The organism is Romboutsia sp. LXY-2 (genome assembly GCF_056171995.1).
Genome location: NZ_JBKFGI010000003.1, coordinates 81,997 through 108,701 on the forward strand (window position 1 = coordinate 81,997; position 26,705 = coordinate 108,701).

Below are 26,705 nucleotides of genomic sequence, written 5' to 3' on the forward strand. Positions count from 1 at the left end.
TTGTAGCACTCTTTTATTATTAGTATAAAGTTATGATGTTATAATGTTATTATCTATTAATATAAGTTGGGTCATAAGGGGGACGTAAGGTGTATAAGAAACTTTTCAGAAATAAAAGAAGTAAAGAATTAGAAATGAGAGTGAATCAGTATAGAGAAAATAATATTAATGATATTTGCTATGATGACGTCATGATAGATAAATACAGAGAAAAAATATATTTAATAGCTACATTAGATAAAAATTGTGGATTTGGTGTAATACATATATTTAGCTTATTATCATGCACGGATAAAGTAACATTTATTATCAACGAGAAAGAACTTATAATTGGGGATATTATGATATTTAAGCATATCAATAGAGGGATAGGAAGCCAGTGTATATCGATATTAGTTGAATTAGCTAAACTAAATAGTATAGATAAAATTACAGGCGAGTTATCTCAAGTAGACGCAGATCATAGAGATAGACAAATGTACTTCTATAGAAAGAATGGATTTACGATAAATAGTAATAAATTAATTAAATTAATATAGTACTTATAGTTAATGTTAAGAATACCTAAAAATACAAATATTATTAAAATTATAAAAAAGTAGTAGGCGCATAGCTTACTACTTTTTTATTTTACATCTAATGATTCAAAAAATAATTCGCTTATATGTTTAAAAAACATATCTTTATCATGTCTAATGATATCATCATTATTGAATAGATCTTTAATATGATTTAAAACAACTTTATTATCTATAATGTTAAAATCATTAGTTTTTATATTTCTAATATCACTAATTCCTAATAAATAATCTACTGATACATCAAAGTAAGAAGCAAAATGAATTAATGCTTCAACCTCTGGTTTTCTTCTATCATTTTCATATTGAGATATAGCTGCTTTTGAAAATGTATACCCGTATATCTTATTATAATCATAAGCCAACTCTTGCTGAGTTAAGTTTTTTTCTAATCTTAGTTGTTTGAATCTTATTCCAAAAGACATAAATATTATTTCCCCCTAGTTTTTGAAAACTTCAATTTCTACATTACCAAATATAGCTAATAAAATCAATAATATCATTTCCGGTGTCCATAGATACAAATTTACAAAGTTTAAAATTTCGTATATATTTTCACCTCGAATAAGTTATGTACTAACTAAATTATTTTTATACTACGATAAGAAATTTATGATATCTATTTATTTGATTAATTTCAAAATAGTATCTTTCCCATACTGCTTATATAAGCTATTAATCCATTCATCATATGTCTTTGCTGATATATATTCACTTTTACCTGTTATAGGGTTTCTGCAAGACCTTTGCTCACCTTCGTTAAATTCAAACTCAAAGTGTGATATAGTAGTGCATCTACAATTTCTATGGAAAGGAGGATGATTTACACCAACTTTGGCATCTTTATATTTAAAAACTTTACCATCCATTTTAGAACAGATACTACATGTATGTATATCTAATGATACACTAATTTCATATCTCCCATTTGGGTCCATATCGGAGAAATCATAACTACAATCAATTTGATAAGTTATATCTGAGAATGCACTGTTAATAACTTGCTTATCTAATTTATCATATAGAAGCCTAGTGGCTAGAGGTGTGGATGGCTTAGATCCTAACATATCTGAAAGTATGTATGCAGACTTAATTGTTTCTTCAATGGAAACATAATTTAACTTTATGTTTGTATCAAATACAGAATGATAGCGATGTACAATCTTTGAGTTTAACCCATCAATTAATTCATGCTTCCAATCTACTCCAAGTCCTCTTGGAATTTCTTTGCTTAATTCAAATTTACATACTAAAGCATATGCATCATTAAAACGCTTATTTCTAATTAAATCAATACAATCATCCTCTAATTTTAAATCCTTAGTAATGGAAGGTTTTATAGTATTGGTAATAGAAGAACCTTCATCAGTTAATGTGAAATATTTGTTATTAATATCTAAATGATTAGCAAGTACAGATTCATCTAAATTTTCTTTTATTCTATCGATTAAGACTTGTTTAGTTCGTGCAGTTGCTGGTAAGTTATTTTTTAATAATATTTCTTTCAATTCTGCCATTTTTAAACCATATATCATATCAAAAGGCTCGGATATTTTTATATAACCCATATTAAAAAACTTGGATATAACATAATTGTAATCAATATTATATTCTAATGTCCAATATATTGGCAGATTTGTTAGTTGATTCACTTTTATACTGTCTATGTATTTTAAGAAACTTAATTCTATGCTACTAAGTTCAGTTAAATTGGTAGAAATAATATTATTCAAGTCAAATTCTTTAATTTTATTAATATGTTCTTGATGTAGCGTATTGGATTTATTCTCGTGGTACATTTTTAATTCATTTAATTTAGTATCGTTATTAACTATTGACCTACTTCTTTCAATGTCTAATATATTATTATCTTTATTTTCAAATAAAGTGTTGGTTTTATTTATAGCATCCGCTTTATTTATAACTTTATTTTTCTTCTTAAAAATATCAAAAATACCCATATATAAATATTCCCCTTATTATTTATGTATCGTATAATCACTAAAGCAATCTAATTCTTTTTAACTATTTCATTGTACTCTGACTTATCTATCGTATATATAACACCGCAATCTTTGCAAGTTAGTGTGTAAGTTTTAGTAAAAGCTGATAATATTAATAATACAACACATGCAACTACTCCAAGTAAGAAAAATGGAGTGGCTATCCATCCTATGAATGGTATTACTAAAGAAATACAAGAACCCATAGCGCATAATATAAATCCTATGATTGACACACTTGCCATCTTATTATTTGCTTCAGTATTCATGGATTTACAGTCAGGACAAGCCATCTTCCCTCTATATTTATTATTTTTATCTTTTTCAATTTTTTTTAAACTACTCATGTTAAACCCCTTCCAATATTTACTATTCATTAACTATTATAGTAGAACTTGTTAAAAATATACAACTTTGATTTTTTCTTTTGTAAAAAAATTAAAAGGACAGGCAAGTATATGACCAGTTAAAATTAGAGCATGGTGAGAAATTTACACCTGAAGAAGCTCAATATGCAATAGACAACATAGAGTAACAGTTTATGTAAGGCTAGGCTAAAACTTAGTCTTATTTTTATTTAACAGACAAAGGTATTAAAAGTTTTATATATGACGATAATTGAGAACGGAGGTGATATAGTGAAAAGAAATATACTGTTAGCGATAAGCGTATTGATAATGCTTGCGCTTTGTGGTTGTGTAGATACCAATATAACTGTTGATATAGACAAGAATGGTGATGTTACATTGTACAGTGATATATTAATAAAAGACTCCGTATTTAAGAATTTGTCAGATGAAGAGTTGAATAATCTAAAAGAAAATTATGATAAAATTGAGAAAATTACTGCACAAGGTCAAAGTGGTTATAGAGTAACTGAAAAAGTAGGCAATTTAAAAGAAATCAAGAGTAAAAAAGTAGAAAACTTAAAAGGTGCAGAAGAGTTTAAAGAAATGATTGATATAAAAACAGAAAAAACTATGCTTTATAATACATATGATGTAAAATTGAATATTAAAGATTATATATTAGAAAATAAAGGCTCATCAACATCTATAGAAGAAAATAAAACGATGTTAGCTGCAATAGGTAGTAGTTCAAATGTAAACTTCAATCTTAAAGTACCTTTTAAATTATTAGAAAGCAATGCTACTTCAATAAGTGAAAGTAACGGTAAACATATGTATTCTTGGAATTATACGCTAAATAGTATGGATAATATATATGTTAAAGCAAAGGTATATAATATGAATATTATAGTAACTGCATGTATAAGTATAATAGTTATTATAGGGATAATTGTATTTATATTATTAAAGAAGCGTAAAAGTAATAAGGTGGGTTAATTTCCATCTTATTTTTTTATGAAAAAAATATAAAAGGACAGGCATTTTTATTAACAAACTTTCATAAGTTATATTAAGTTTATAAAAACTTCATAAAGTTTATGAAAATTTATGAGAAAGGGAGTAGGTATGTCTAAAGTAAAAAATCCTGTAATATCAGTATCATTCAAAACTACAAGTATGGAAGAAAAATTACTTTTAGAATGGATTGAAAATAATACAAATGAGCCAGGACAAAAGAAAAGTGACTTTGTAAAAAGAATACTATATGAAAAGTTCAAAGAAGAGCAAGGAATAAATTAAAAGAGCTGCAGGACCGCCATCCATACAGCTCAAAGCTAAATGAATTATAAAAATATAATTCGGTTATTATATTCTACAAATCTTATCGAAACCCTTCAAATTTCTTGTACGTTCTGTACTTAAACTAAGGATAAATAAATCATATCAATATTATTTTAAGATAAAGTTTTCTAAAAGAGTACCTAAGATGCCAGATATAGTAAACACAAGAATATCCATATAAATTACCTCCAGATAAATGATTATAAGAATAGTATTTACAAATATAAGGGGGATTATACATGAAAATATTACTAAATGGTTATACAGTTAGTGAAAATTTAAACTTAGTTAAAAGAGATAATGATGTCAGATTAGCTTCTCTAGTGTTAAATCATATAAAGAAAAATAAAGGAATGTATTTTAGATTGGTAATAATAACTGCTACAATGTTGCATTTCAATATTAATTATACTTTTGCAGATAGTATAAGTGCTTCTCTAGATAGCACATTTGGCCAGTTGATAGAGTTGTTGAAAGATTTTGCTAAATGGGGATGTTTAGGAATGGGTCTTAAGAGGTTAGTAGAAGAAATGCTTTCTGGTGCTAACTTCAAGCAAGCAAGTATGGCTGGAATAGAGTTTTGGCTATGTTATTTATTTATTCAATTCTATCCTAGATTATTTGATATGATAAAACTTTAATAAGGAGGTATTATATATGCTATTTAATCATATAACGGAATTAATAGTCGGATGGGGAGATAAATTCATAATATTAATAGAAAAATTTAGTTTTGAAACATGCATGCTAGTAGGTTTAGTTGCTCTAATATTATCAATATTTGGATATAAAAAAGGTAAACATATAGCTCTGATAAGTCCTGCTGTATACGTTATCATCCAAATATTTATGGAGGTGTGGTTCGGTGTATAAAAAAATAAAAACTATGAAATTTTCTGATTATATTGAGGTTAGAAAATCAGAATACACTCATATCCAAGTAATACCTTCTAAGAGCTGTCGTAATACTAATACTGATAAAATATTAGTATTAGCTAATACGATGTATAAAAAGTTAGATAAACTTGTTAGGATTGAGAATAAGAAACTTATTATAGAAAGTAAACTTAAACTTAGCTACTATATTCATATTACTAAAATAAGTACGGAATTTTATTTTATAGTACCGAGTGTATTTTATAGCCAGGTTAAAACTAAGCTTTCTGAAATATGGAAGAATGTTGAAATAAATAAAGTTGATAATTTACCTATCGACATTAACCAATGTACTAAGTATCAATTGCAATATAAACTGAATGATGTACTTAGTCTTAATGTAGATAGAAAGAGCAATAGCTTATTAAATGCTAATTTATCAGTATTAGAAATATTACAAGATCAAGAAAGTATAGGGATATTTTACAACTTTATGCCAATGTCACTTAAGGAGCAAAATTATTTTAAAATTAGTTCCCAAGAAGCTTTAAGAAACTTTAAAAAAGGAATAAATCTTAAAAAGAACAGAAATATAGTTGATTTAGGAGTTATATCTATAAAATTCTTAGTTGATTTTATAAACGGTCTTTTGAATGCATTTTTAAGCAATTCCAATAATAGCGCTAATATGATTGCGCCTATTGAAAGAGCAACATCTACTAGCACTACTAGAAAGGCTAAGGGTGATATTATCAAAACACAAGCTGTAATATGTGCTAAAAGTAGTGATAAATATAGAGAAACTCAACTTTGTACTACTGCTTACAATACTTTTAGTAGTGTTAGCGGAGATAATGAGCTAGAAATGGTAGAAGTTAAAAAATATATACAAGTATATAAACATAGTATTGGAATCAAAAGTAATCATACTTCAACTTTAGAAGGTGGAAAGTTAATAAATATAGCTGGCAAAGATATAATTGAACAACATAAAAATATAAAACATAATAAAGTATTAGAGTTAAAAGCTCCTAAATGTTTAGAAAGCGGAGAAATAAGAATAGGTAATGTTAAAAGCAAGGATACCAATCAAACATCTTATTTTAGTCGCCATAAGGAAATAATGAAGGCGGAACGTATATTAGTAGGACCAAAAGGCAGTGGGAAATCCTATAAGAGTGAACAAATTTGTTTTGATGCCATAAAAGCTGGTAGAGGAATAATAAATATTGATATTATTGAAGATTGTAAAATGAGTAGAAATATTTATAATATAGTCGCAGATCCTAGCAAAATAGTAAGAATAAATTGTGCAGATATAGAAAGTATTCAAGCGTTTAGCTACAATGAAATACCTATAAATGATGATATGAAGCCTATGCAAAAAGTATCTAATGCTATTAAGAGAGGTCAACAACTCCATAATCTTTTGAATTCTATAAATGATGATGTATCAAAATTGACACCGAGGATGATTAAATACTTCTTTGCAGCTAGTGCTATAGTGTACTGCGTAAATCCATATGCAAGTCTTAGTAATATTAGAGACTGCCTAAGTGTACCAAATATAAGAACAGAATATATTAACAGTGTAGGTGAAGATTTAAAAGAATTATTAGATAATAGGATAAATAATTTAAAAGAATTAGACAAAAAAGAAAATGGTAAAATTAAAAATTACGATAGTAAAGTAGATGGAATATTGGATAGATTAGCATTATTGGAAGTCTCTCTAGAAAGCGAAATTGCATTATGTAAGACAAGTGAAAATAATATAAATTTATGTGAAGCTATACAACAAAATAAGATAATATTAATAGAGCTTCCTGAAGATACATTCACAAGTCCTTTAATAAAAAATGTTATGACTACATTTGTATTATCTAAAGTATGGAATGCAAAGAAGCAATTATCAAAGGAACAAAAGGAAATTACAGAGTTATTCTTTGATGAATTTTACAAATGTCCTGATGCTACTACTATATTCGAAGAAATATTTGCAGAAGGTAGAAAGTATAATCTTATTAATACTCTGACTCTTCATAGTGTATATGAGTTATCTAATAGATGCAGAATGGCATTGAAGAGTGGTGGAGCTTCGTATATGCTTATGTATGGATGCGATACTCAAAACTTTGAATATTTGAAAAAAGATTTTGTTAATAATGGATACTCAGAAGAGGATCTATTGAACTTGAATGAGCATGAGGCACTATGTTTAATAAAGAACGAAGAAAAGAACTATAGTAGTTTTATAGCTAAGATACCTGCATAATGTAGGTATCTTTACTCATTTCTACACACAAAATTGCATTAAAATAGGCAAAATCTAAATGAATAGACTTTGCCCAGAGCCACTTATTAACGATTAGCTGACCAACTCATAAATTTTCTAGCGAGCTAGAAACGTAAACTGCACTAATTAATGCGTTAGCTAATATAAGTGTATGAAAATGAACAACGAAAATGTGCATGTCTGTATATAAAATTTTATTTATATGTATAGATTGTTTTTATAGATATTATTTAGTTTATAAAAAGTTATTGAAAAATTAAAACTATTAGTATAAAATAGGTTTAATATAAAAAAGGGACCAGATAATTCTCTAGCCCCTAATATTGAGAGTGTTGATAAAATTGTGGATAAGATGTTGATAAGTTGCTAAATAAATGTGGATTAATTTATTAACTGACACAAAACTGACAATACTGAATATAAAATTTCTATAACTGTTGGAAATACACAGGCTATAGAATTTTCGTATAACCCTAATGATATGGTTTAGGGGTCTCTACCAGAAACCGATAATTTCTGATTACGAAGAAGACTTTACTTGCTAGTGCAGGTCTTCTTTGTGATTAGGAATTTTTTTTATACCCAAATTTAGAAAAATTAAAATATATTATTATTATGAAATTATAACGGAGGAGATAGAATATGTTAAATAAATTACCTAAAATAGAATTACATTGCCACTTAGATGGAAGTGTTAGACCAGAGACAATAATAGATATAGCAAAAAAAGATAATATTGAACTTCCATCATTAGAGATAGATACAATAAAAGATATGGTAAGAGCACCTCTAGATTGTACTTCTCTTGTTGAATATTTAAAAAGATTTGATTTGCCTAATAAGGTAATGCAAACTAAGGAAAGTTTAAGAAGGATTACCTTTGAGCTTTTAGAGGACGCAAGTAAAGAAAATTTAAAATATATGGAGATAAGATTTGCACCAATGCTTCATACTTTAAATGGGTTAAGCATTAGTGAAGTTATAGAAAGTATTATTGAAGGAATAGAAGAAGCTGAGAATACTTATGAAGTAAAAGCAAACTTAATATTAAGTTGTATGAGAACTATGACTACTGAAGATGCATTTTTAGTAGTTGAGGAAGGTAAAAAATACCTAAATAATAAAGTGGTTGGAATAGATTTATGTGGCCCAGAAAATGAAGGACCCTGTGAAGATTTTAAGGAGCCAATAGACTTAGCAAGAAAATATGGGTACAGAGTTACAATCCATGCAGGAGAAGCAGCTAGTGGAATGAACGTACTAGAAGCAGTAAAAATACTTAAAGCTGAGAGAATTGGTCATGGTGTTGGAATAAAAGATATAAAAGAAGCCTATGAAATAGTTAAGGAAAATAATATAGTTCTTGAAATGTGCCCAACAAGTAATGTTCAAACTAAAGCAGTTAATTCATATAAAGATCATCCTTTTTACAAATTCTATAAGGATGGTGTGAAAGTTACTTTAAATACTGATAACAGAACTGTATCAAATATTGATTTAACAAATGAATTTAACGCAATCGATAAGAGCTTTGAAATGGATAGAGAAGATTATAAAAATATATATTTAGATAGTGTAGATGCAACATTTGCAAATGAAGAAACAAAAAAATGGTTAAGAAAGTTTATATAGTATCTAATTAATAGACTAGAAAAATATAAACTCTATTAATAAAAATTAATAACAGTGGACGAATATAAAGATCACTCATGGAAGAAACTAAATAGAAATATTATAAGAAATGTATAGGAAGTGTATATAATGGATTTAAAAGAAGAGTTAAATTCACTTAACAGTATTTTAAAAAAGAGGATCATTACTTATACGGAATTTAATGATATTATAGGGAATTATTATGTTTTAGATTATGAGGAATTAGAAGATAATTATTTTTTAATAAAGATATTAACACAAAGCAATCACCAAAATACCAATAATTACTATACTGATTATATAATGCTAAAAGAATAGCATAGCATAATTTACAAATTTTAAATAATATGATATTATATATATATTGAATAGGCGATGGAGTTCGCCATTAAACGCGTGAAGCTAATGACTCCTACTCTTTTATAAGGGTAGGAGTCTGTTTTTTTGTGCAAATATATTAAGATATTGGGAGGATATAATGATAATAATATTTTTAGTGAGTTTATTGCTAATAGGAATAATAGCAAATTATTCAGGAATAATAGCAGAAAAATTTAAGTTACCATCATTAATAGGGATGATGATAATGGGTATGATAATTGGTCCATCATTTTTTAATTTAATACCTGAAAGTACACTTCTATTAGCACCAACTATAAAGGATATTGCTTTAGTAATAGTTCTATTTATTGGAGGGTTAGGAATAAGTGTTAGCCAAATGAAGCAAATAGGGCGCCCGGCAGTTTTGCTTAGTGTAATACCTGCAACACTAGAAGGTTTTGCAATTGCAATTATGTCTATGATTTTATTAGACTTTACTTTTATTCAAGGTGCTATATTAGGATTTATTATAGCTGCAGTTAGTCCAGCTGTACTTATACCATCAATGATTTCGTTAATTGAAAGAAAGATTGGTCAAGATAAAGCAATACCACAAATGTTATTAGTAGGAGCTTCAGCTGATGATACAATAGCTATTACCCTATTTACAACTTTTTTAGGAATATATATGCAGAGCACTACAGGTGAAAGTATTTCAATAGCTTACCAATTAATACTTATACCTACAACTATTGTGTTAAGTATTATAATAGGTTACCTAGTATTTAAATTAAGTTATAAAATAATTGATAAAATACCAAATAAAAGCTTGAAAGCTCTTGTTGCTTTACTTATATGTTTAGCTATGAGATTTATAGAGAAAAATTATCATATTGAAGTGTTTAATTCATTATTGACTATTATGGTTTTTGGTTTTTATATTAGAAATAATATAGAAGTTAGTGGCAAATATATATTAGAAAAGATGAATGGTATATGGAAGATAGGTAAGTTATATTTATTCTCATTTGTAGGTATGGCAATTAACCCAACTTTAGTTGGAGAGTATTTCTTAATAGGATTATTACTACTTACTTGCTCACTGTTTATTCGTTCTATAGGTGTAATTATATCTCTTATTGGTACGGATTTAAGCAAGAAAGAAAAGTTATTTTGTGTAATTGCTTATTTACCTAAGGCTACAGTTCAATCAGCAAAAGCTGCTATACCACTTCAAATGGGAGTTTTAGGTGGAGAAATAATGCAGGCAATAGCAATATTAAGTGTATTAATAACTGCACCAATTGGAGCTATCGGGATTAAGCTAACAGCTACTAAATTTTTATCTGTAGAAGATGATAACAAAGAAGAATCTAAAGAAAATATTTGTATAAACTAATATATATTAAATTTAGGCTATAACAAAGAAAAAGTATGGGATACCATACTTTTTTTACGTTCAATGAAATTACGATGGTTCATAATCTGTATATAACTCACGTAACAAAGTTATACCAATATACTAATCTTTAGATTAATAATCTAGTTGCTTTAATTTAAGTACAATTTCATTTTTTGCTAAAGAATGTACTTTATATATATTTAGTTTTTTTTCTATTAATTTTGTAGTTTTATCAACTTCTTGGTCATTTTTTATAAAATCCCTAAGGTTGTTTATTATGTTAGCTAATATTGTTATCACACCACCACTTCCTAACTCAAACCCCATAGTTTCAGTTTCACTAAGATGAGTTTTCATTAGCTCATATACTTTTTCACAGTATGCTCCTTTAATAACAATATAATCTTCCTTTGCTTTTAGATGTGTTAGTAACTCATCAGCACTATACGCTTCAAATACTGAACTTTTCATAGAACCCCCCAATATATTTATGACTTATATTGATTGTAGCAGAGGAGTAATTTGATGTAAATATTTAACAATTTAATTAGAAAAATAACTTGGAATTATTATATTTATAATTAATAGAATCATCTTTTTTGATATTTTCATTTTGACTATAATATTTTGATAAGAAGAATGATTGTTAATATCTATAAATGTTACTACTGGTATAGATATTAACAATAATAATAAATAGATATAATATGGTAAAATTTTGTTAGAAAATAATACTTTAGGGGGATAAATAATGAATAATTTACCTAGTAATTTTGATACTTTTAATGAAGCAAGAAGAATGGGGTTTATAAAAGCTAAAGAACTAAAAGAAAGTGGTAAAAAATTAGTTGGAGTATTTTGTGCATATACACCAGTTGAAATACCAATGGCTGCAAAAGCTTCAGTAGTAGGGGTATGTGGTGTTAGTGAGGAGCCCATACCTGATGCTGAAAAGGTTTTACCAAGAAACTTATGTCCATTAATAAAATCTAGTTACGGTCATGCTATAACTGATACTTGTCCATATTTTTATTTTTCAGATTTATTAATAGGAGAAACTACTTGTGATGGTAAGAAAAAGATGTATGAGGAACTAGGAAAGGTTAAGTCTACTCATGTAATGCATTTACCTAATATGCAAAGAGGGGAATATACTTTCAAACTTTGGAGAGAAGAAATAAAAATATTAAAAGAAGAAGTTGAAAAATCTTTAGGCGTTACAATAACAGAAGATGATATAAGAGATGCTATTAAAGATAAGAATGAAGAAAGAAGATTATTAAAAGAATTCTATGGACTAGCAAAGCAAAATCCATCTCCTTTAACAGGTATGGAATTACATAATGTATTATATCAATCAGGCTTTAAGTTTGATAGAAATGAGCTAAAAAAATCTCTAAGAGAAACAATAGACTCTACAAAAGAAAGATTTGAAAGAGGAGAAGGTCCAGATAATAAAAATAAACCTAGAATATTAATAACAGGATCACCAATAGGAGGAATAAGCGATAAAATAATTAACACTTTAGAAGATAGTGGAGCGTCTGTAGTTGCCCTTGAATTATGTGGAGGTATTAGATCAAATGATTTATTAGTAGATGAAAATACGGAAGATGTATATGATGCATTAACTAAGAAATATCTTAATCTGGGATGTTCTTGTATGATGAATAATGACAATAGAGTAGAGTTAATTGATAGATTAATAGATGAGTATGAAATAGATGCAGTAGTAGATGTTGTATTACAAGCTTGCCATACCTTCAATGTAGAGAGTTATAGAATGAAAGAATTTGTAAACCAAAAGAAAAATAAACCATTTATGCTAATAGAGACTGATTATTCAAGATCTGACGTTGAACAATTAAGAACTAGATTTGAAGCATTTGTTGAAATGATAGAAGAAGATGTTTGTGTAAAATAGGAGGGGCTATGTATAGTATAGGCATTGATTCAGGCTCGGTAGCAACAAAGGGTGTATTATTTGACGGAGTAGATATAGTAAAAAAGATAATAATGCCAACAGGCTGGAGTCCGAAAAATACATCAAAACAGATTTATGATTTATTAACTAGTGAAATAAATAAAGAGGATATAAAAAAAGTAGTTGGAACAGGTTATGGTAGAGTTACTATGGATTTTGTAGATAAGAAAGTAACAGAAATAACTTGTCACACAAAAGGAATTCATTTCTTAAATAAGAATGTAAGAACCATTTTAGATGTAGGAGGTCAGGATAGTAAGGTCATAAACGTAGATGAAGAAGGAAACGTTATTAACTTTATTATGAATGACAAATGTGCAGCTGGAACAGGAAGATTTTTAGAAGTAACATCAAATATCTTAGGTAGTGATATATTTGAAATTGATAATTTAGCTAGAGATGCTAAACCACAAAATATTTCTAGTATGTGTACTGTATTTGCAGAGTCTGAGATTGTTAGTTTACTTGCTCAAAATGTTGAAAAAGAAAGTATTGCATCGGGAATACTTAAGTCTATAGCGAATAAGTCTACAGCAATGTTATCAAGAGGTAGTATAGTTGATGAAATCGCTTTTACAGGTGGACTTGCTAAGAGCTCTGTTTTAGTTAGTATGGTTGAGGAAAACTTGAATAAGAAGGTTTTTATCGCTGAAGATACACAAATAGTTGGTGCACTAGGAGCAGCCGTAATAGGATTTAGATAATATTTAGAGCTATTTATTAATAATAGGATGGTTATACCGCTTCGGGATGAAATATGATATAGCTTTCATGCAGACCAAAATCGGGTCTGCGAATGAATGCTATATCATATTTATCCATACGCTGGTTTAACCGATATTATTACTTAAATAGCTCTTGAATATTTTTTGAGGGATAAGAGAAGAAAAAATTGAAAAAGTTATGTGCTAATATGCTAATATTTAACTATCAATTAAATATTAGTGGGGGGATATAATGAGTGCTATTTTAAAGGTTATTGTTGCTATGGTTACTTGGGGAAGTTTGGGGGTTTTTGTTAAGAATATTAATTTAGATTCTTTTGAAATTGCTTTTTTAAGGGCTTTGATTGCTAGTTTTCTTTTAGGTATTATTTTAATTGTTAATTTTAAAAAGGAAAATAAATCTATTTCTAGTTTGTATAAGTCTGATGATGAATTAAAGAAAGGATTAAAATTATTAATAATTTCTGGGATTGCCATTGGATTTAACTGGGTATTATTATTTAAGTCTTATGATTATACTACGATATCAAATGCTACACTTAGCTATTACTTTGCTCCGGTTATTGTAGTTTTCTTATCACCTATATTTCTAAAGGAGAAATTTACAATAAAAAGAACTGTTTCTGTAATTATAGCAATGGCCGGGCTAATTTTAATAGTAAAGAGTCAGGGTGAATTATATCAAGGTGAATTTAACCATATTAAAGGAATATTATTAGCACTAGGTGCAGCCTGCTTATATGCATCTGTAATTATGTTGAATAAATTTATTAAAGGATTTGGGGACTATGAAAGAACGTTTATTCAATTATTTGCAGGAGCAATAGTATTATTACCATTTATTATTTTTAGAGGTATGCTAAGAATACCAGATATAAAAAGTCTTTTAAATATTATTATTTTAGGTGGATTACATACAACAGTTGCTTACTGCTTATATTTCTCAGCTATTAAAGATTTAAGAGCTCAAAGTTCTGCCTTTTTAGGATATATTGATCCTGTATCTGCAATATTTTTTAGTGTAGTTTTTTTAGGAGAACCATTGTCAGTATGGCAGATTATAGGAGGTTGTATTATTTTAATAGCTGCCTTTATAGCTGAGAAAAAAGAAAAAACGAAAGAAAGTAAAGAGATTGAGATTATACAATAGTATATATCTTTAAAAATAGTATTAACTAATAAAGATATAAATAATAATGGTTTTAAAGGTTATATTTTACTTTATGAATTACTTCATTTGAGAAATCTTATGAGTTTTACATGTAAGTTTAAATATAGCCTTTTTTACGTATTAAAGTATCAATATGTGAATTAAAAATATTTAAATTGGTGATGATGATATTAAAATAGTTAATTAAATATATAAAAAAAATTAATATATTTAAAAATAAGTTTAAAAATATTAATAAAATAGATGACAAAATTAAAATATGTGAATATACTTATATTAAAAGGAAGTGATAATTTGTATAAAGTAATAACTAAATGTCCAGTTTGCGAAGAACAAATGAAAATTACTAAGTTAAAGTGTAGTCATTGTAATACATTAATTGAAAATGAATTTTCATTTTCTAAGTTTGAACAACTATCAAAAGAACAATTAAACTTTGTAGAGGTGTTTTTAGCATGTAGAGGAAATATAAAAGATGTAGAGAAGCATTTAGGAATATCTTACCCTACAGTTAGAGGAAAGCTAGACACTATAAATAATATATTAGGATTAACCATAAAGGAAGATACTTCAAAGGAAAAGCAAAGAATTATGGATATGTTAGAACATGGAGAGATTAGCTCTGATGAAGCTATTAATTTATTAAAAAAATTATAGAAAATAAAGGAGTAGTTAATATGGAAGATAAAAAAAGAATTTTAAAAATGATTGAAGAAGGCAAAATTACGGCAGAGGAAGGAATAAAATTACTTGATGCATTAGAAAGTAATGATAAAAAAGAAAGTTATGATGAAAAAGATGAATTTTTCAATTTACCTAAAAATGATGCTGTAGGAAAGATGTTTTACGTCAGAGTAAAAAGTAAAGATGGAGAAAGAGTAAGTGTAAATATACCAATAGAGTTTATTAAGATTTTAGGTGGTAGTACAAGTGTATGTGAGGATAAGTTAGGTAAATATGATGTGGATTTAGACAAAATAATAAAGGCGATAGATAGTGGGTTTGTTGGTAGAATAGTAGAAGTAGATAGTGAAGATGGAGATAAAATTATAGTAGAAATAGCTTAAGGGGTGATCCAGTTGAAAATTTCAATTAAAGATGAGGCTTCTAGCAAAAAAATAAATATTAGGCTACCTATGTTTGCAATTATAACATTTGTAAGATTAGGAAAGTGGCCATCAAATATAGATATAGATAATGATGTTAAGCAGAATATTGCCAATGAAATATTTAAAATTAAAAATAAAAAGGCTTTAATAAAAGGTTTAAAGTATTTAAATAAAAATCATAAAGGTTTGGTAATTGTTGATGTTGAAGATCCAAGTGGAAGTATAGTTAAAATAGAAATATAGTAACTTAAGGGGGATATACCTTGGAAAATAAAGTTAAGCATAAAGGGAAATTATGGAATAAGAATTTCTTTTTACTGTGGCAAGGTCAGTTAGTTTCAGTACTTGGTGATGTGATTTATATTATAGCTCTAGACTTTTGGATACTAGAAATAACTGGTTCAACTGCATTAATGGGATTATTAAGTGCACTTTCCATGATACCAAGAATAATTCTTGGACCATTTGCAGGGGTTTTTGTTGATAGATGGGATAGAAAAAAGATAATAGTAGCAACAGATTTATTAAGAGGAATATTTGTAACATTTGTAGGTGTAGCAGCTATTACTGGTTTTATTCAAGTTTGGATGGTATTTGTTATAGGAATATTAAATGGAGTGTGTTCTGCATTTTTTAATCCTGCAATAATTTCAACAAGACCAGATATCGTGCCATCGTCAAAACTTGTAAAAGCAAACTCTGTGACAAGTCTTGCACAATCAAGTATGGATATGATTGGAAGTGCAGTAGGAGGAGTGTTATATGTGGCACTAGGGGCTCCTTATATGTTTTTATTTAATGGAATATCATATTTATTTTCTGGCTTTACAGAGATGTTTATAAGTATACCTAAGGTAAACATAGAAGATAAAGAAATAACTTTCTTTGAAGATTTTAAAGTAGGGTTTAATTACTTAAAAAACTTTAAAGTATTGAGGAATAATTTTATGTCAAGTGCAATGATAAATTTTTTTGCTAATTCTGCAGTTATACTATTTGTACCATACTTTAAGGAAATGCCATTTCTAGGTATTAGTAAGTACGGTTTTGCTATGACTGTATTAGCACTTGGAGCAATGAGTGGAAGTATAATCTTATCAATAGTAAATATAAAAAGGGAGCATAAATTTAATATATATAGATTATCACTAATAAGCCAAACTGCATTATTCCTTTGTTTTATGCTTACAAATAATTATTATCTAATGTTAATATTTATATATTTAGCTTTTATATTTAATTCATTTGCAAATACTATAGCATCAACTTCTATGATGACAGTTGTACCATCTGAAATAAGAGGCAAGGTTATGGCAATAACATCAACTGTAAGTATGGGCCTAATACCTATAGGTCAAGTTATGGGTGGGGTTTTAGGAGAGATATTTTCTATTAGATTAGTAATGATTTCATTATTTTTTTTCTGCTTTGTAGCAGCAATGGTAAATATAAGAGTTAAGAACTTAAGAAAATTTATTGAGTATGACAGTAATTATGGTAATATAGAAGAATTAATAAATTATTAGATATATAAGCCAGCTAATGCAATAATAGTGTTTTCTGGCTTTTACTATTTCTTTAATAGCTTATATAGATTGATGATTAAATGATAGGTAAAATCAATACATTAAAAGGGGGAAAGAATAATGGAATTATGGGATGTGTATAACAAAGATAGGGTATTTATGGATAAAACTATAAAAAGGAGAGAAAAGCTAGGAAAAGATGAATATCATACAGTAGTCCATGTTTGTATTTTTAATTCTAAAAATGAAATGCTTATCCAACAACGCCAACCATTTAAAGATGGATTTCCTAATATGTGGGATGTAACAGTTGGAGGTAGCTCACTAGCTGGAGAAACCAGTTCTGAAGCCGCAAACAGAGAAGTTTTAGAAGAAATAGGATATAGTGTTGATTTATCAAGTGAGAGACCATTTTTAACTATAAATTTTGAATATGGATTTGATGATTATTATATAATTGAAAATGATGTTGATATTACTAAATTAAGTCTTCAGTATGAAGAAGTTAAAGATGTTAAATGGGCAGATAAAGATGAAATATTAAAAATGATTGATGATGGTTTGTTTATACCTTATTATAAAAGTTTTATACATATGATTTTTGAAATGAGAAAAGAACCAGGTGCAATTCAAAATCTATAAGATGATAATATTTATATCAATTATACTTCACTAGAATTTATCGATATTATACCACTTTTCGTGTTGTCGCTTATAAATAAAAGAGGAATTATTTTTTTATGTAAGGATTACTGATTTACAATGTATTTAATTAGAAATGAGAGAAATAATCTATTCTCTAGTTTGTTGTGATAGAATTAACAGTATATAAATAATAAATGGGGGATAAGAATGAAACTAATACTAGATAACATACAGAAAAAATATGAAGGTAAACAAGTTTTGAACAATGCAAGCTTCACCTTTGAAAAAGGAAAAATCTATGGGCTATTAGGTAGAAATGGAGCAGGAAAGACTACACTATTTAATTGCATAAGTGAAGAAATACCCTACGATAATGGAAGCATAAAAATCGAAGACGAATCGCAAAAACAAACATCACTTAAATATCATCAAATCGGATATGTATTTTCAGATGCAGTACTACCAGAATTTCTAACAGGATACGAATTTATAAAATTCTTTATAGATATTAATAAAGACAAAATAGAAAACCTAAAATCAATAAATGAATACTTACAACTCATAAAAATCAACACAGAGGATAGCCATAAACTTATAAAAAGCTACTCCCATGGAATGAAAAATAAAATCCAAATGCTTTGTTTTTTGATAACAAGACCAGAGGTAATACTTCTAGACGAACCTCTAACATCATTTGATGTAGTAGTTGCGCTTGAAATCAAAAAGCTACTAAAAGAAATCAAAAAAGATCATATAATAATATTTTCAACTCATATACTACAACTTGCCACAGACCTTTGTGACGAAGTAGTTGTACTAAATAATGGAGAATTAAATAAAATAGACACAGAAACTTTACATAGCCCAGGATTTGAAGAAAAAATTATGCAAATCTTAAAGGAGGAAGCTAATGTATAGAACATTTGTAAATACTTACAAAGTATCTTTTGCTCAAGGTGCAAATACTTTGATATATTTTCTAAAAAAAGTGCCTATTATAAAAAATTGTATATCTGAAAAACTATATGCGCAGTTAGAAATAAAAATAACATTAGGTGTAATAAGTGAAATTTTAAAATTCTTATTTGGTTTTATAAAAAAGGGATTTTACATAGGTATAATGATTTTTATACCAGCGATTTTTTTAAAAGATTCAGTGATGAACATAGATATAAAAATCTATGCCCTTCATATATTATTCTTCTTAAATTTTATATTAGGTTCAATAATAAATGTATACATTATAAATAAAAATAATCCTAAAGCCTTTAATATGATCAAGCTAATGAGAGTAAACCCAAAAGATTTCTATATAGGTCAGCTTATCTACAAAAACCTAACAGATATTATATTCTTTGTTCCGTTTACAACATTGCTAATGGGGAGTTTTATAGAAGGATTTATAATTTTAGTAGAAATGATATGCTTTAGAATGATTTGTGAGTACTTATCTATTAAAATATATGAGAAAACAAAAATTATAATAGGAGATAAAGTAATCATTGTATCTATTATTATGATAGTAGGAGCTCTTTTAGCTTACTTACTTCCATTTTTAAAATATACAATTGATTTTACAAAAATAATATTTACAATACCATTTATAGTAATGGCAGTGATTATTGCAATAGCAAGTTTTGTAGGAATAATAAGATATAATAAATTTAACAAATTATCAAAAGAATTATTAACAGCAGAATCAATAAAAGATACAGAAACAATTATGGCTGAGGCTAGTTTTGCAGAAGTTAAAGTTAAAGAAGAAAAAATAGCAAATACACAACCTAATCTAGAATTACATAAAGAAAAAGAAGGATATGAATACTTAAATTCTATATTTTTCTCTAGATATGACTATATAATCAATAGAGGGGTTAGGCTAAGAAGTGTGATAATAGGACTTATAAGTATAGCCGTAATAGGATTGACAATAATTATGCCTAACCAAAAAGAAAATATATTTAATATTATAAAAAATAGTACTACTTCATGGGTTATTTTTATGTACTTTATTTCTTTAGGAGAAAAAATCTGCAAATCTATGTTTTTGAATTGTGATTTAAGTATGCTAAGATATAGCTACTTCAGACAAGGTGATGCTATACTTACAAACTTCAAAATAAGACTAAGAAAAATAGTAGGACTAAACCTTATCCCAGCATTAGTTCTATGTAGTGGGATTGTAGGGATGACTATAGCAAGTGGGCACACTAGTAGTATTATAGAAATGATTCCCACATTTATAGCGATAATATTCTTATCAGTATTTTTCTCAACACATTATTTAGTTATGTACTATGTAATACAGCCTTATACTAAGCAATTGCAAATAAAAAGCCCTATTTTTAGTATGATAAATTTTGGAGTATATATGATTAGCTATATTTGTTTACAAATAGAAACTACATCATCGGTGTTTAGTATATGGGTTGTAATATTAACATTTATATATATAGTATTAGCCTTAATGGTTAGCTATAGCCTAGCACCAAAAACTTTTAAACTAAGATAATATATTATCAAAAAAGTTTGCATTGTTGTATAATACGAAGTAAAAAATCCATCCAATAGATTCTGTTGGATGGATTTTTAATATTTATAATTTACTATTGATAAGTCTAACATAGCCTAAATCTAAAATGTAGTAGTATTTAATACATTTTATTATAGTAATAGAATTATAAAAAACAAAACTATTTGTAATAATATAATAAATGGTACACCAATTGTAAATTTTTTATGCTTAGTTTTATGTCTAAAAGTATACATTCCAATTAGTGAGCCTATACTTCCACCAATAATTGATATCCATATTAGCGTGATTTCCTTTATTCTCCATTGATTATTTATAGCACGCTTTTTATCAATATACATAGTAAAAAATCCAGTAATATTAATTACTATCAAATAAACTAAAATTAATTCTTTCATAAATTCACCAACCCTTTTAATTAATCAATATACTTACTATATCTTCTAAAATAAAAAAATACAATATAAATAACATCGGATAAAATATCTTTGACAATATATGGTTAAAGCGATACACTTATATCTAAATATAAAAGAATAAAAAGAATTATAATGAACAATAATCTATACAATATTAAGAATAATTAACCAATGATATAGGTTATAGGGATAAGAATTAAGGAGGTACAGTATGAAGTTTAAGGTTTCTAAAGATGTATTTGATAAGTTAGATGATGTATGTTTTGGAGTAGTTATTGCTAAGGGGATAGATAATACTAAAAATGTTGATAAAATAAATAATTTACTGGAAGAAAGTATAAAATATGTTGAAGACTATTTTACTGATAAAAAAGTTAAAGAGTCAGATGAGATAATGCCATACAGAGAAGCATTTAAGAAGCTTGAAATAAACCCAAATAAATTTATGAGCTCAATAGAAGCAATGACTTCTAGAGTGGCAAAAGGAAAGAAACTTCCTAATATTAACTCTATTGTAGATTTAGGAAATTCAATGTCTTTAAAATATTTAGTTCCAATGGGAGCTCATGATATTGGAAGTAATAATGGTGATATTTGTGTAAGATTTTCAACAAATGAAGATAAATTTGTTCCTTTTGGTGAAGAAGAAGTTGAATTGTTAGAAGGTGGAGAATTAATATATTCAGTAGGTGATACAGTTAAAACTAGAAGATGGATTTGGAGACAAGGAGAAGTTGGTAAAGTAGCTAAAGAAACTAACAGCGTATTCTTTCCAATAGATGGATTTAAGGATTCTAACCTTGATAAGGTATTAGGAGCAAGAGATGAACTTGCTAACTTATTAAAGGAGATCTTTAATTGTCAAGTAACTATAGGATTTGTAGATAAAGATAACCCAGAAATGGATATATAGACATAAATTTATTACATAAGAAAGGGCGAATTAAATTGAAAAGTACAAAAATAAAAAAAGTATCACAAATTGCTAAAACACAATTTGTAGGTCTTTATGATGTAGAATATAAAAACAAACTAAATAAAGATAAAAACTGGACTGTAGCATCTAGAAAAAGTATGGATGAGCTTAATGAAATATATTTAAATGATAAGGAAGATGAAATTGATGCTGTAGTAATAGCAGCTCTTCATAAAGATAGCAATAAGTTAGTTTTAATAAAACAATTTAGGGTTCCAATTAATAATTACATATATGAGTTACCAGCAGGCCTTGTAGACAATAATGAACAAATGGAAAAAGCAGTATGTAGAGAATTAAAAGAAGAAACTGGCTTAAAGTTAGTAAGTATAAACAAGATTAATAGTAAAGATAAGCTTTATTTATCACCAGGAATGACTGATGAATCAGTTTCCTTTGTTTACTGTTTATGTGAAGGTGAAATAAGTAAAGATTATTTAGAAGATGATGAAGATATTGATGCTATTTTAATATCTCAAGAAGAAGCTTTAGATATATTAAATGGTGAAGAAGAAATAGATGTTAAATGTTATTTAATGCTTCAATTATTTGCCAATATGGGTAATAAACTTTTTGATTAAGAATAAAATTAAATATAATTATAGAAAAAAGACTAGGAATAATCCTAGTCTTTTTTTATATATACAATATACAAAAGTCTTTTTTAATAAAAAAATAATAAAATATGTTGCATTATCAAAATGATAATAATATAATATTCTTATAACAATTATCATTTTGATAGTAGAATGGGGGATAAGAATGGTTAATGAAAATATACTTACCATGATAGGAAACACACCTATGTATAAATTAAACAAAATATCAAACGGCAATGTTTACGTTAAGCTTGAGAAATACAATCCAGGAGGGAGCGTAAAGGATAGGGCGGTTTACTTTATGATAGAAGGGCTAGAGAATAAAGGACTTCTTAAAAAAGGTGATGTGCTTATAGAGGCAACCAGTGGTAATACAGGGATTGCCTTAGCAATGATTGGTAGAATAAAAGGATATGAAGTAATTATTGTAATGCCAGAGACTATGAGCATTGAGAGAAGAGAAATAATGAAAGCATATGGAGCAAAATTAATTTTAACAGATGGTAAATTAGGAATGAGTGGAGCTATAAAAAAAGCAGAAGAATTAATAATTAAAAACTCAAATTATAAAAGCTTAAATCAATTTGATAACCCTGACAATCCTAAGGCTCACTATGAAACTACGGGTGTTGAAATTATTAAACAAGTAGCAGATGTTGATTTATTTGTGTGCGGAGTCGGAACTGGAGGTACATTAAGTGGAGTAGGAAAATATTTAAAAGAGAAAAAAACTGAAATGAAAATTATTGGGGTAGAGCCTAAAAATTCACCAGTGATATCAAATGGTAAAAGTGGAGCTCATAAAATACAAGGAATAGGAGCAGGGTTTATACCAAATAACTACGATGCTGAATTAGTTGATTTAATTATGACTATAGATGATGAGGAAGCTTATGAGGGTGTTAAGCTAATGGCAGAAAAAGAAGGTATTTTAGTTGGAATATCATCAGGTGCTAATATTATGGCAGCGCTGAAATTATCTCAAATGTATCCAAATATTAATATTGTTACTATAGCACCAGATGGATTAGATAAATACATGTCATTAGGCATATTTAATAATTAATTATATTTAAATACTATAAATCATTATAAGTATTAGACATTGGAGGGGAAAAGTTTGTTTAGAAAAATAAATAAGGATATAGAATATATAATGGAAAATGACCCTGCAGCAAGAAGTAAAATAGAGGTAATACTATTATATCCATCTATACATGCAAGGTTATTTCATTTGTTATCACACTGGTTATACAATAAAAAGTTATTTTTTTTAGGAAGATTTATATCTCAATTAGCAAGGTTTTTAACAGGTATTGAAATTCATCCAGGAGCAACATTAGGAGAAGGTATATTAATTGATCATGGAATGGGAGTAGTTATAGGCGAAACAGCAGAGGTAGGTAATAGAGTTACAATATACCATGGAAGTACCTTAGGAGGCACAGGTAAGGATAAAGGAAAGAGGCATCCAACGGTAGGAGATAATGTTATTATTGGATCTGGCGCAAAAGTACTAGGGCCAATTAAAATAGGTTCAAACTCTAAAATAGGTGCTAATGCTGTTGTAATAAAAGATGTTCCAGAAGGTGCTACGGTAGTAGGAGTAGCAGCAAATACAGTTCGAATTAATGGAGAAAAAATATAATGTAAATATTAAATTATGTGGCTTTAATATCTTTAGTTGATATTAGAGCCTTTTTATGTGTAAAATAAATTATAAAGAATAATAGGTATTAAATATTTATTAACTTTTAGATTAATTTAATCATAAATAATAGTTTGGGGGAAATATGCATTTTACATATATAATAAGATGTAAGGATAACACTTTATATACGGGATACACGACTGATATAAATAGAAGAATGAAAGAACATGAAAAAGGAATTAATTCTAAGTATACAAAGTCAAAAGGTATAAACAAATTAGAAGTATTCTTTATTAGTGACTCAAGAAGTAAAGCTATGAAGCTAGAGAGTTTAATTAAAAAGCAGTCTAGATTAAAAAAATTATGGATAATAAATAATGGAAATGAATTTATTTCACAACTTGAAAATAAAGAAGATTATAAGTTAGGAAGTATGGAATAAATAATTTAGTCATATTTATATTAATTATATTGAAATTTAAAACTAAAAGTAGCTGAAATATGAAATGAATAAAAATAATAGAAGACTAGAATTAATTCTAGTCTTCTATTCATTTTAAAGAGTTACAAATATAAAGATAAATTATATAACTAATTTTTTACTAAGGTACCTTCATTTAATAATTCAAAGCCTTCTTCATTTACAAGGAAATCATATAATTCAAAGGCATCGTATTTACAAAAATTATCTAAACAGAATCGTGTATCTTCTTCTAACTTATCGAATTCATCATAGTAATCAAATGTTACTGCCATTTTTACCATGTAGTCTCTAAGTTTATCCATATCAACTAGTTTATATGCATATTCTATTTCAAGTTCTTTTCTATCTATCATGTTCTTAACTACATTTAATAAGTATTTCTTATCATCAAAATTTATTATTATTGGATTAACATTGTTTTTGATATCAACTATCTTTGATTTAAGCTCAGAAAAACATTCACTTAAATTATTCATAACAAATGATTCATATCCACTTTGGTTAAATAAACCTTGAACATCTGATATTAATAGATTATTCATATGACTTCTAAACATTAATAATCCAAAGTTATTATAAGTAGGGTCTTCAACCGGTTCTCCACTTTGTGTTTCAAATATTGGGTGAAGATGTTTGTGATATTTAGCTATTGAGCATCTAAATAAATCGCCTTCACGACCTTCAGGTAGACTATTAATAATAAAATCATCCATGTCGCTTCCTAAAAAGACTTTTTTATTTAATAATATATCTTTTATTTTATCTATACTTTCTTTATAAATATCTAAATTATCTTCTTTAACTAGTATTTTTAATATTATCTCTTTATATATTTTATTTAAAATATTGTTTAACTCTAAATTGTAGTCGTATTTCATATTGTTGCCTCCATTGATTATGATATTAGCTATATACCCTAAAAAACGAGAAGTAATCTTATTAAAATAAAATTATAAAAGAAAAATATGTGTCTAAGGATTATCTGAAGAATAACTAAATGTTGACATTAAAGTCAAAAGTATTATAATTAACTTGTAAAGAGAATAGCTAGGGGAGCCAATGGCTGAGAGGAAATATCCGACCCTTATACCTGAACTGGGTAATGCCAGCGTAGGAAAGCTTATATATTGTAATCATGGAGTTATCTTCGATATTAATTGTTAGTAGCTTATACCATGGATAAAATATAAGTTTATCTATAGGTATGTTATTATGATTTATATTTTAGATAACTTTTTTATGCAAAATTTAAGGGGGACAGGAATGAGAAATTACCAAATACCAACATTAACAATAGCTGGTTCAGACTCAAGTGGAGGAGCAGGTGTACAAGCTGATTTAAAAGCATTTAGTGCAATAGGTACATATGGGATGAGTGTAATAACAGCAATTACTGCTCAAAACACACAAGGAGTTTTTGAAGTTGAAGAATTAAGTCAAAATATAATAAAAAAGCAAATAGAAGTAGTATTTAATGACATAAGACCTAAAGCTACAAAAATAGGTATGGTATCAAGTCCAGAAATAATACTTGAAATAGCTAATACTTTAAAGAAGTACAATCCAGAAAATTTAGTTGTAGACCCAGTTATGATATCAAAGAGTGGGTTTTCACTGCTTAGAAAAGAAGCAAAAAAAAATCTAATAAAGTATTTAATACCAATGGCATACATTATAACTCCAAATGTTCCTGAAGCTGAAGAGATTACTGGTATGAAGATAAATACTTTAGACGATATGAAAATAGCTGGTGAGAAAATTCTAGAAATGGGACCTAAGCATGTGCTAATGAAAGGCGGCCACTTAGAGGGAGATGCTATAGATATATTAATGGGAAAAGATATATATGAAGTTTACGAAAGTAAAAGGTTAGATAGAAAAAATACTCATGGTACAGGATGTACTATATCTTCAGCTATAGCTTCACACTTAGCGTTAGGATATGATATAAAGGAATCAGTATCTTTAAGTAAGACATATATTACTGATGCAATAAAAAATAGCTTTGATATTGGACATGGTGTAGGACCAGTACATCATTTTTATAAATTTGAAAAATAATC

31 protein-coding genes, 1 pseudogene and 3 riboswitches are annotated in these 26,705 nt (G+C 27.4%); of the genes and pseudogenes, 26 read left to right on the top strand and 6 right to left on the bottom strand.

Annotation, left to right across the window (positions count from 1 at the left end; translation table 11 throughout):
* Positions 1-89: 89 nt before the first annotated feature.
* Positions 90-539: a hypothetical protein gene (locus ACI48P_RS06200; protein ID WP_475214596.1), complete on the top strand. Its 450-nt coding sequence runs from the start codon at positions 90-92 to the stop codon at positions 537-539.
* 86 nt (positions 540-625) lie between these two features.
* Here ACI48P_RS06200 and ACI48P_RS06205 read toward each other — a convergent pair whose 3' ends face one another.
* The 3 genes from ACI48P_RS06205 to ACI48P_RS06215 form a co-directional block, all read right to left on the bottom strand.
* Positions 626-1,003: a helix-turn-helix domain-containing protein gene (locus tag ACI48P_RS06205; protein WP_475214598.1), complete on the bottom strand. Its 378-nt coding sequence runs from the start codon at positions 1,001-1,003 to the stop codon at positions 626-628.
* Positions 1,004-1,201: 198 nt separating this feature from the next.
* On the bottom strand, positions 1,202-2,539 hold the full coding sequence (locus ACI48P_RS06210; RefSeq protein WP_475214600.1) for an SAP domain-containing protein: 1,338 nt from the start codon (positions 2,537-2,539) through the stop codon (positions 1,202-1,204).
* Positions 2,540-2,589: 50 nt separating this feature from the next.
* Entirely contained in the window at positions 2,590-2,928 is a 339-nt protein-coding gene (locus tag ACI48P_RS06215; protein ID WP_475214602.1) for a hypothetical protein, read from the bottom strand.
* Positions 2,929-3,044: 116 nt separating this feature from the next.
* Between ACI48P_RS06215 and ACI48P_RS06220 the strand changes: the two are divergent.
* The 9 genes and pseudogenes from ACI48P_RS06220 to ACI48P_RS06260 form a co-directional block, all read left to right on the top strand.
* Positions 3,045-3,116, top strand: a pseudogene (locus tag ACI48P_RS06220) (Ltp family lipoprotein); the annotation flags it as partial.
* Between the two features lie 103 nt (positions 3,117-3,219).
* Positions 3,220-3,927 (top strand): hypothetical protein, encoded by a 708-nt coding sequence (locus ACI48P_RS06225; protein ID WP_475214604.1) that lies wholly within the window; start codon positions 3,220-3,222, stop codon positions 3,925-3,927.
* A gap of 129 nt (positions 3,928-4,056) precedes the next feature.
* Positions 4,057-4,230: a hypothetical protein gene (locus ACI48P_RS06230; protein ID WP_475214605.1), complete on the top strand. Its 174-nt coding sequence runs from the start codon at positions 4,057-4,059 to the stop codon at positions 4,228-4,230.
* A gap of 281 nt (positions 4,231-4,511) precedes the next feature.
* Entirely contained in the window at positions 4,512-4,913 is a 402-nt protein-coding gene (locus tag ACI48P_RS06235) for a hypothetical protein (protein WP_475214607.1), read from the top strand.
* Between the two features lie 16 nt (positions 4,914-4,929).
* A complete protein-coding gene (locus ACI48P_RS06240; protein WP_475214609.1) occupies positions 4,930-5,145 on the top strand; it encodes a hypothetical protein in 216 nt (71 codons plus the stop codon).
* Positions 5,138-7,423: a hypothetical protein gene (locus tag ACI48P_RS06245; protein WP_475214611.1), complete on the top strand. Its 2,286-nt coding sequence runs from the start codon at positions 5,138-5,140 to the stop codon at positions 7,421-7,423. The genes ACI48P_RS06240 and ACI48P_RS06245 overlap by 8 nt, the downstream gene beginning before the upstream one ends.
* 464 nt (positions 7,424-7,887) lie before the next feature.
* Positions 7,888-7,987: riboswitch (purine riboswitch) on the top strand.
* A gap of 99 nt (positions 7,988-8,086) precedes the next feature.
* On the top strand, positions 8,087-9,076 hold the full coding sequence (gene add, locus ACI48P_RS06250) for an adenosine deaminase (protein ID WP_475214613.1): 990 nt from the start codon (positions 8,087-8,089) through the stop codon (positions 9,074-9,076).
* A gap of 129 nt (positions 9,077-9,205) precedes the next feature.
* Positions 9,206-9,415 carry a hypothetical protein gene (locus tag ACI48P_RS06255; protein WP_475214615.1) on the top strand — a complete coding sequence of 70 codons (210 nt, stop codon included), beginning with the start codon at positions 9,206-9,208 and terminating at the stop codon, positions 9,413-9,415.
* Positions 9,416-9,459: 44 nt separating this feature from the next.
* Positions 9,460-9,519: riboswitch (Fluoride riboswitch) on the top strand.
* Positions 9,520-9,575: 56 nt separating this feature from the next.
* On the top strand, positions 9,576-10,817 hold the full coding sequence (locus ACI48P_RS06260) for a cation:proton antiporter domain-containing protein (protein WP_475214617.1): 1,242 nt from the start codon (positions 9,576-9,578) through the stop codon (positions 10,815-10,817).
* Positions 10,818-10,952: 135 nt separating this feature from the next.
* Here ACI48P_RS06260 and ACI48P_RS06265 read toward each other — a convergent pair whose 3' ends face one another.
* Positions 10,953-11,291, bottom strand: a complete 339-nt coding sequence (locus ACI48P_RS06265; protein ID WP_475214619.1) for a hypothetical protein — start codon at positions 11,289-11,291, stop codon at positions 10,953-10,955.
* A gap of 280 nt (positions 11,292-11,571) precedes the next feature.
* Between ACI48P_RS06265 and ACI48P_RS06270 the strand changes: the two genes are divergently transcribed.
* From ACI48P_RS06270 to ACI48P_RS06315, 10 genes are all read left to right on the top strand, one after another.
* Positions 11,572-12,744, top strand: coding sequence for a double-cubane-cluster-containing anaerobic reductase (locus tag ACI48P_RS06270; RefSeq protein ID WP_475214621.1), 1,173 nt, complete (start codon positions 11,572-11,574; stop codon positions 12,742-12,744).
* A gap of 8 nt (positions 12,745-12,752) precedes the next feature.
* A complete protein-coding gene (locus ACI48P_RS06275; RefSeq protein WP_475214623.1) occupies positions 12,753-13,508 on the top strand; it encodes an acyl-CoA dehydratase activase in 756 nt (251 codons plus the stop codon).
* A gap of 253 nt (positions 13,509-13,761) precedes the next feature.
* Entirely contained in the window at positions 13,762-14,679 is a 918-nt protein-coding gene (locus ACI48P_RS06280) for a DMT family transporter (RefSeq protein WP_475214625.1), read from the top strand.
* A gap of 315 nt (positions 14,680-14,994) precedes the next feature.
* Positions 14,995-15,357, top strand: coding sequence for a DUF2089 family protein (locus tag ACI48P_RS06285; protein WP_475214627.1), 363 nt, complete (start codon positions 14,995-14,997; stop codon positions 15,355-15,357).
* 20 nt (positions 15,358-15,377) lie between these two features.
* A complete protein-coding gene (locus tag ACI48P_RS06290) occupies positions 15,378-15,767 on the top strand; it encodes an SHOCT-like domain-containing protein (protein ID WP_475214629.1) in 390 nt (129 codons plus the stop codon).
* Between the two features lie 12 nt (positions 15,768-15,779).
* Complete coding sequence (locus ACI48P_RS06295; protein WP_475214631.1) at positions 15,780-16,052, top strand: hypothetical protein; 273 nt, start codon at positions 15,780-15,782, stop codon at positions 16,050-16,052.
* A 20-nt stretch (positions 16,053-16,072) separates the two neighbouring features.
* A complete protein-coding gene (locus ACI48P_RS06300) occupies positions 16,073-17,335 on the top strand; it encodes an MFS transporter (RefSeq protein WP_475214632.1) in 1,263 nt (420 codons plus the stop codon).
* Between the two features lie 120 nt (positions 17,336-17,455).
* Positions 17,456-17,977 (top strand): NUDIX hydrolase, encoded by a 522-nt coding sequence (locus ACI48P_RS06305; RefSeq protein WP_475214633.1) that lies wholly within the window; start codon positions 17,456-17,458, stop codon positions 17,975-17,977.
* Positions 17,978-18,187: 210 nt separating this feature from the next.
* Positions 18,188-18,898 (top strand): ABC transporter ATP-binding protein, encoded by a 711-nt coding sequence (locus ACI48P_RS06310; RefSeq protein WP_475214634.1) that lies wholly within the window; start codon positions 18,188-18,190, stop codon positions 18,896-18,898.
* Complete coding sequence (locus ACI48P_RS06315) at positions 18,891-20,492, top strand: hypothetical protein (RefSeq protein ID WP_475214635.1); 1,602 nt, start codon at positions 18,891-18,893, stop codon at positions 20,490-20,492. The genes ACI48P_RS06310 and ACI48P_RS06315 overlap by 8 nt, the downstream gene beginning before the upstream one ends.
* Positions 20,493-20,644: 152 nt before the next feature.
* Here ACI48P_RS06315 and ACI48P_RS06320 read toward each other — a convergent pair whose 3' ends face one another.
* A complete protein-coding gene (locus tag ACI48P_RS06320) occupies positions 20,645-20,911 on the bottom strand; it encodes a DUF1294 domain-containing protein (protein ID WP_475214636.1) in 267 nt (88 codons plus the stop codon).
* A gap of 232 nt (positions 20,912-21,143) precedes the next feature.
* Between ACI48P_RS06320 and ACI48P_RS06325 the strand changes: the two genes are divergently transcribed.
* From ACI48P_RS06325 to ACI48P_RS06345, 5 genes are all read left to right on the top strand, one after another.
* Complete coding sequence (locus ACI48P_RS06325) at positions 21,144-21,845, top strand: B3/B4 domain-containing protein (RefSeq protein ID WP_475214637.1); 702 nt, start codon at positions 21,144-21,146, stop codon at positions 21,843-21,845.
* A 35-nt stretch (positions 21,846-21,880) separates the two neighbouring features.
* Positions 21,881-22,489, top strand: coding sequence for an NUDIX hydrolase (locus ACI48P_RS06330; protein WP_475214638.1), 609 nt, complete (start codon positions 21,881-21,883; stop codon positions 22,487-22,489).
* A gap of 181 nt (positions 22,490-22,670) precedes the next feature.
* Positions 22,671-23,573 carry a cysteine synthase A gene (gene cysK / locus ACI48P_RS06335; RefSeq protein WP_475214639.1) on the top strand — a complete coding sequence of 301 codons (903 nt, stop codon included), beginning with the start codon at positions 22,671-22,673 and terminating at the stop codon, positions 23,571-23,573.
* Between the two features lie 54 nt (positions 23,574-23,627).
* Positions 23,628-24,155: a serine O-acetyltransferase EpsC gene (gene epsC / locus ACI48P_RS06340; protein ID WP_475214640.1), complete on the top strand. Its 528-nt coding sequence runs from the start codon at positions 23,628-23,630 to the stop codon at positions 24,153-24,155.
* A gap of 145 nt (positions 24,156-24,300) precedes the next feature.
* Positions 24,301-24,600 (top strand): GIY-YIG nuclease family protein, encoded by a 300-nt coding sequence (locus ACI48P_RS06345; protein ID WP_475214641.1) that lies wholly within the window; start codon positions 24,301-24,303, stop codon positions 24,598-24,600.
* A 149-nt stretch (positions 24,601-24,749) separates the two neighbouring features.
* Here ACI48P_RS06345 and ACI48P_RS06350 read toward each other — a convergent pair whose 3' ends face one another.
* Positions 24,750-25,520, bottom strand: coding sequence for a hypothetical protein (locus ACI48P_RS06350; protein WP_475214642.1), 771 nt, complete (start codon positions 25,518-25,520; stop codon positions 24,750-24,752).
* Positions 25,521-25,681: 161 nt separating this feature from the next.
* Positions 25,682-25,776, top strand: a riboswitch (TPP riboswitch).
* Positions 25,777-25,905: 129 nt separating this feature from the next.
* Between ACI48P_RS06350 and thiD the strand changes: the two genes are divergently transcribed.
* Entirely contained in the window at positions 25,906-26,703 is a 798-nt protein-coding gene (gene thiD, locus ACI48P_RS06355) for a bifunctional hydroxymethylpyrimidine kinase/phosphomethylpyrimidine kinase (RefSeq protein WP_475214643.1), read from the top strand.
* Positions 26,704-26,705 lie beyond the last annotated feature (2 nt).

Coding starts and splice junctions, on each gene's coding strand:
- ACI48P_RS06260 (WP_475214617.1), top strand. CDS start 9,576: ATGATAATAATATTTTTAGTGAGTTTATTGCTAATAGGAATAATAGCA.
- ACI48P_RS06205 (WP_475214598.1), bottom strand. CDS start 1,003: ATGTCTTTTGGAATAAGATTCAAACAACTAAGATTAGAAAAAAACTTA.
- ACI48P_RS06275 (WP_475214623.1), top strand. CDS start 12,753: ATGTATAGTATAGGCATTGATTCAGGCTCGGTAGCAACAAAGGGTGTA.
- ACI48P_RS06210 (WP_475214600.1), bottom strand. CDS start 2,539: ATGGGTATTTTTGATATTTTTAAGAAGAAAAATAAAGTTATAAATAAA.
- ACI48P_RS06325 (WP_475214637.1), top strand. CDS start 21,144: ATGAAGTTTAAGGTTTCTAAAGATGTATTTGATAAGTTAGATGATGTA.
- ACI48P_RS06310 (WP_475214634.1), top strand. CDS start 18,188: ATGAAACTAATACTAGATAACATACAGAAAAAATATGAAGGTAAACAA.
- thiD (WP_475214643.1), top strand. CDS start 25,906: ATGAGAAATTACCAAATACCAACATTAACAATAGCTGGTTCAGACTCA.
- ACI48P_RS06270 (WP_475214621.1), top strand. CDS start 11,572: ATGAATAATTTACCTAGTAATTTTGATACTTTTAATGAAGCAAGAAGA.
- cysK (WP_475214639.1), top strand. CDS start 22,671: ATGGTTAATGAAAATATACTTACCATGATAGGAAACACACCTATGTAT.
- ACI48P_RS06350 (WP_475214642.1), bottom strand. CDS start 25,520: ATGAAATACGACTACAATTTAGAGTTAAACAATATTTTAAATAAAATA.
- ACI48P_RS06240 (WP_475214609.1), top strand. CDS start 4,930: ATGCTATTTAATCATATAACGGAATTAATAGTCGGATGGGGAGATAAA.
- ACI48P_RS06255 (WP_475214615.1), top strand. CDS start 9,206: ATGGATTTAAAAGAAGAGTTAAATTCACTTAACAGTATTTTAAAAAAG.
- ACI48P_RS06345 (WP_475214641.1), top strand. CDS start 24,301: ATGCATTTTACATATATAATAAGATGTAAGGATAACACTTTATATACG.
- ACI48P_RS06265 (WP_475214619.1), bottom strand. CDS start 11,291: ATGAAAAGTTCAGTATTTGAAGCGTATAGTGCTGATGAGTTACTAACA.
- ACI48P_RS06315 (WP_475214635.1), top strand. CDS start 18,891: ATGTATAGAACATTTGTAAATACTTACAAAGTATCTTTTGCTCAAGGT.
- ACI48P_RS06320 (WP_475214636.1), bottom strand. CDS start 20,911: ATGAAAGAATTAATTTTAGTTTATTTGATAGTAATTAATATTACTGGA.
- ACI48P_RS06280 (WP_475214625.1), top strand. CDS start 13,762: ATGAGTGCTATTTTAAAGGTTATTGTTGCTATGGTTACTTGGGGAAGT.
- add (WP_475214613.1), top strand. CDS start 8,087: ATGTTAAATAAATTACCTAAAATAGAATTACATTGCCACTTAGATGGA.
- ACI48P_RS06230 (WP_475214605.1), top strand. CDS start 4,057: ATGTCTAAAGTAAAAAATCCTGTAATATCAGTATCATTCAAAACTACA.
- ACI48P_RS06290 (WP_475214629.1), top strand. CDS start 15,378: ATGGAAGATAAAAAAAGAATTTTAAAAATGATTGAAGAAGGCAAAATT.
- ACI48P_RS06235 (WP_475214607.1), top strand. CDS start 4,512: ATGAAAATATTACTAAATGGTTATACAGTTAGTGAAAATTTAAACTTA.
- ACI48P_RS06215 (WP_475214602.1), bottom strand. CDS start 2,928: ATGAGTAGTTTAAAAAAAATTGAAAAAGATAAAAATAATAAATATAGA.
- ACI48P_RS06305 (WP_475214633.1), top strand. CDS start 17,456: ATGGAATTATGGGATGTGTATAACAAAGATAGGGTATTTATGGATAAA.